We start from the raw sequence: 4,076 nt of genomic DNA, 5'->3' as shown, positions 1-4,076 counted from the left end.
GTGGGGGAGCCATAGGCAGGCGAAGTCCTCGCATTCGGCCGGTCGCTCGGCGTAGATCGCGCAGCCAAGACCGGGCTTGCAATGCCGGCACCAACTGCCGGCCGGCTTGTCCAGCGCCTCGATGGCCATCACCTTGCAGCAGAGCGTGCAATCGCCGCAGGTGCGCTTGGTGGAGGATGTCACGCGGTTGTTCCCGGCCGAACTGGTCGCGCCGAGGTTAATCGAGGTGGCCGCAAAAGTCCGCTGCAACCTTTGGGCGCGGCTCTCCTTGCGAAGCCATGCATCATGGGCATGGTCATTTCCAAGCGCTTGGCGTAAAGAGCGCCCAGATCAAATCCAGCGTGCGGCCGGGCCGTTGCCGCGCACGTCAGCTTCGGGCGCTTCGGCTCGCTGTGCCGCGCCAGAATTAACCAAGGTTTCCCATCCCGTGTCCCTTCCGGCCCTGACCCCGCCGCTCGCCCGCGCTTTGGCCGAGCGGAACTATGATTCACTGACCCCCGTCCAGCTCGCCGTGCTTGTCCATGAAGCCACCGGCCGTGATCTCCTGGTGTCGGCCCAGACCGGCTCAGGCAAGACTGTCGCCTACGGATTGGCGATCGCGAAAAATCTTCTTGAGGATGCCGAGCAGTTCCAACCCGCGGCAGCCCCGCTTGCCCTGATCGTGGCGCCGACCCGCGAGCTCGCACTTCAGGTCCAGCGCGAGCTGGCCTGGCTCTACGGGCATGCCGGCGGGCGAGTCGTCTCCTGTGTCGGCGGCATGGATCCGCGGCGCGAGCAGCGCGAGCTCGCGGCAGGCGCGCACATCGTGGTCGGCACGCCCGGGCGGCTCTGCGATCATTTGCGGCGCGGCCGTCTCGACATCTCCGAGCTCGCCGCGGTCGTGCTCGACGAGGCCGACGAGATGCTCAATCTCGGCTTTCGCGAGGACATGGAGTTCATCCTCGAGACCACGCCGGAGACGCGCCGCACCCTGCTGTTCTCGGCGACCTTTCCGCGCGGCATCGTCGCGCTGGCGAGACAGTACCAGCAAGACGCCTTCCGGATCGAGGTCGCCGGCGACGAGGGCGGCCATGCCGATATCGAGTACCGCGCTATCCGCATCGCGCCTGCCGACGTCGAGCACGCCGTCGTCAACGTGCTGCGCTTCTACGAGGCGCCGAGCGCGCTGGTGTTTTGCAGCACGCGCGACGCCGTCAGGCATTTGCAGGCGGCGCTCCTGGAGCGCGGCTTTGCCGTCGTCGCGCTGTCAGGCGAATTGACGCAGAACGAACGCACCCTGGCGCTGCAGTCGCTGCGGGACGGGCGTGCGCGGGTGTGCGTGGCGACCGACGTCGCCGCCCGCGGCATCGACCTGCCGAGCCTCGACCTCGTCATTCATGCCGACCTGCCCAACGACGCCGAGGTCATGCAGCACCGCTCGGGCCGCACCGGGCGCGCGGGACGAAAAGGGACGAGCGTCCTGCTGGTGCCGCCCGCCCGCCGGCGGCGCGCGGAGCTGCTGCTCAATCTTTCAGGGATCGACGCGGTCTGGGGCACTGCGCCGCAGGCAGACGAGATCCGCAAGCTCGATCATGAGCGCATGAAGGACGTGCTCTTCACTGAGGAGACCACCGCCGACGATCTGGTGCTGGCGCAGGCGCTCCTGGCCGAGCGCTCGCCCGAGGATATCGCCGCGGCGCTGGCGCGGCTCTATCGCGCGCGGCTGCCGTCACCCGAGGACATCATCGATCCCGGCGAGCGAGGCGCCAAGCCGCCGCGCGGTGAGCGCGGTCGTGACAGATCCGATGGAGAAGGCGGCGACGATCGCGCGGCGAGACCTCGATCGAAATCCGGAAAAGCTTCGTCGAAGCACGCCATGGCGGACGGCAGCGTCTGGTTCCGCGCCGCGATCGGACGGCGCAAGAATGCGGAGGCGCGCTGGCTGCTGCCGATGATCTGCCGCCGCGGCGGCATCGACAAGCGCGACATCGGCGCCATCAAGATCATGGACACCACCACCGAGTTCGAGATTTCCGAGCGGGTCGCGGAGTCGTTCGCCGCCAAGGTCAAGCGGCCGGACAAGGAGGACAGCATCCGCATCGAGCCGATGGCGGACGCGCCGCAGCGGCAGGAGCCTTCGGAAGAGCGGCCCCAGTTGCCTCGGCGCGAGAGGGGCGAATATCGTGAGCGGCGCGACGATCGCCCGCACCAGGCAAGTGGATTCAAGCCACGCGGCAAAGCTTACGGCGAGCGCGCGCCGAAATTCGAGGATGCTCCCTCGTTCGGAAAGAAAAAGAAGCATCGGCCGGGCCACGCCGAGGCGCCGTCGGTCACGCCCTGGCCCGTGAAGGGTGCGCCGGGAAAGAAGACGAAGAAGAAGCGTCGCGGTTGAGCTTCTGCCGTATGGCGCAGACAGCATTGATGCCGCCGGATTGCGCCGGCGGCATCATCTGAAACGTCGGGTGGGAGGTCAGCGGCCGCCGCCGCCACCACCGCCTCCGCCACCACCACCGCCGCCGGCATCACGGATCGACGAGTTGTAGCGGGGATCGGTCTGCTTCATGTAGGTGGGCGAGGTGTCGCGATTGATGACGCTGGTGGGTTTTCTGCCCAGGTTCGGCGTCTCGATCAGGGTGCCACAGCCTTCGAAGAAGGCGGTGTCGCAGCCATAGGTCCGATACTGCGCCGCATTGGCGCTGGTTGCGGCGAGCGCGCTCGCTGCAACGCCTGCAATCAAGGTAATTTTCGACAAGGTGAGCTTCATGGACATTCTCCAGCCTCGGTTCGGCGAGACCGGAACGGCTCGCACACAGCTTCGACGGAGGCTGATCCGACCCGGTTCGAGGGAGCGGCTTCACGCCCGCGTGAGCCAGGGCGGCCGGGGGGAGGCGTTACGTCGCGGCAAGATCGCGCAGCATGTACGTCGCGCCTTCGCCGTATGATTCGAGCTTTGCACGCAGCTCCGCATCCGTCGTGACGGCCCGAAACCCGAGACGCTCCCACAGCGGTCGCGCGGCGTAGACCGAGACCAGCGCGAGCGTCGCGATCTGTGAAGCGCGCGCCAGCTCCTCGATGGCTGCGACATAGGTGCGCAGAACGCCGCCGCGAAAATCGGGCAGCACGGCGACGTCGTGGACGTAGAGGCAGTCCGCATCATCAGGCAATCGTGCGAGCAGAGCGTCGAGCGGCGGAATCCGGTGCTGCTTCCAGGGATGCGAAAGCCCATAGCCGGCGATCTCGTCGCCGGCGACAAGCACACGGCATCCGCCCGGATAGAGCCGCATCTTCTCGGCGAACACCTCCGGGCTTTCGGGAAGGTCAGGATGAATCCGCGCCGCGATGGCGCCGATCGCGGGCAGGTCGGATGCGTGCGCGGGACGCCAATGCGGCTTGCTCATGTCTTTCCGTCGTTCCGTCTCGGTTGTTCCAGTTTATTCCGCTGCGTCGATGCGCGCAGGAAAAAATATCCTTGCCGCCGTCTCGGGAATACCGGGCCGCGCCCGGCGTCCTACCCATGCAAGCCAACTGCATCACAGGAGACATCATGACGTCCTCGATCCGCCTCGCCCTCACGCTCGCAATGTCGCTCGCGATCGTTCCCGCCGCTTTCGCCGCACCGCCGACCAAGACGGGCAAGACCGACAAGGGCAACGTGCTCACCGATGCCAAGGGCATGACGCTCTACACCTTCGACAAGGACGCGGACGGCAAATCGGCCTGCAACGGTCCATGTGCGACGAACTGGCCGGTGTTGAAGGCAGAGGCGAGCGACGCCGCCGGCGACGGCTACACCATCATCACGCGCGACGACGGCTCCAAGCAATGGGCCTACAAGGGCAAGCCGCTCTACACCTTCGCCAAGGACCAGAAGCCCGGTGACATCACCGGCGACGGCTTCCTGAACGGCGCCTGGCATCTGGCGATGCCGTAACGGCCCTGTATGCGGATACGGCGCGCGCCGGCTGTCGCAGGCGACGGCCCGCGCGCGACCGTGTTGCTATCTCGGATATTCGAGCTGCATCGCGACGAAGTCGGCCGTGCGCGGCCCGTAGCGCGCATCGATGGCGTGCAATGTCTGGTCGAGCGCTCGCGCCGGC

At 67.0% G+C, this 4,076-nt stretch carries 4 protein-coding genes and 1 pseudogene; 2 read left to right on the top strand and 3 right to left on the bottom strand.

What is annotated here, in order from left to right:
* Positions 1-183: pseudogene (locus IC50_RS06290) on the bottom strand (hypothetical protein); the annotation flags it as partial.
* 244 nt (positions 184-427) lie between these two features.
* Here IC50_RS06290 and IC50_RS06285 point away from each other — a divergent pair.
* Positions 428-2,371 (top strand): DEAD/DEAH box helicase, encoded by a 1,944-nt coding sequence (locus tag IC50_RS06285; RefSeq protein ID WP_050990920.1) that lies wholly within the window; start codon positions 428-430, stop codon positions 2,369-2,371.
* Between the two features lie 78 nt (positions 2,372-2,449).
* Here IC50_RS06285 and IC50_RS06280 read toward each other — a convergent pair whose 3' ends face one another.
* Both IC50_RS06280 and IC50_RS06275 read right to left on the bottom strand, forming a co-directional pair.
* A complete protein-coding gene (locus IC50_RS06280) occupies positions 2,450-2,743 on the bottom strand; it encodes a hypothetical protein (protein ID WP_035701874.1) in 294 nt (97 codons plus the stop codon).
* A gap of 127 nt (positions 2,744-2,870) precedes the next feature.
* Positions 2,871-3,377: a GNAT family N-acetyltransferase gene (locus IC50_RS06275; protein WP_035701871.1), complete on the bottom strand. Its 507-nt coding sequence runs from the start codon at positions 3,375-3,377 to the stop codon at positions 2,871-2,873.
* Between the two features lie 146 nt (positions 3,378-3,523).
* Here IC50_RS06275 and IC50_RS06270 point away from each other — a divergent pair, with 146 nt between their 5' ends.
* The gene (locus tag IC50_RS06270) at positions 3,524-3,910 is read left to right on the top strand and encodes a COG4315 family predicted lipoprotein (RefSeq protein WP_193374097.1); all 387 of its coding nucleotides are present in this window, start codon (positions 3,524-3,526) and stop codon (positions 3,908-3,910) included.
* Positions 3,911-4,076: the final 166 nt, after the last annotated feature.

It is taken from the genome of Bradyrhizobium genomosp. I (2014) (assembly GCF_000261685.1).
Classification (GTDB): domain Bacteria; phylum Pseudomonadota; class Alphaproteobacteria; order Rhizobiales; family Xanthobacteraceae; genus Bradyrhizobium.
This window is presented reverse-complemented; position numbering and strand designations above follow the sequence as displayed.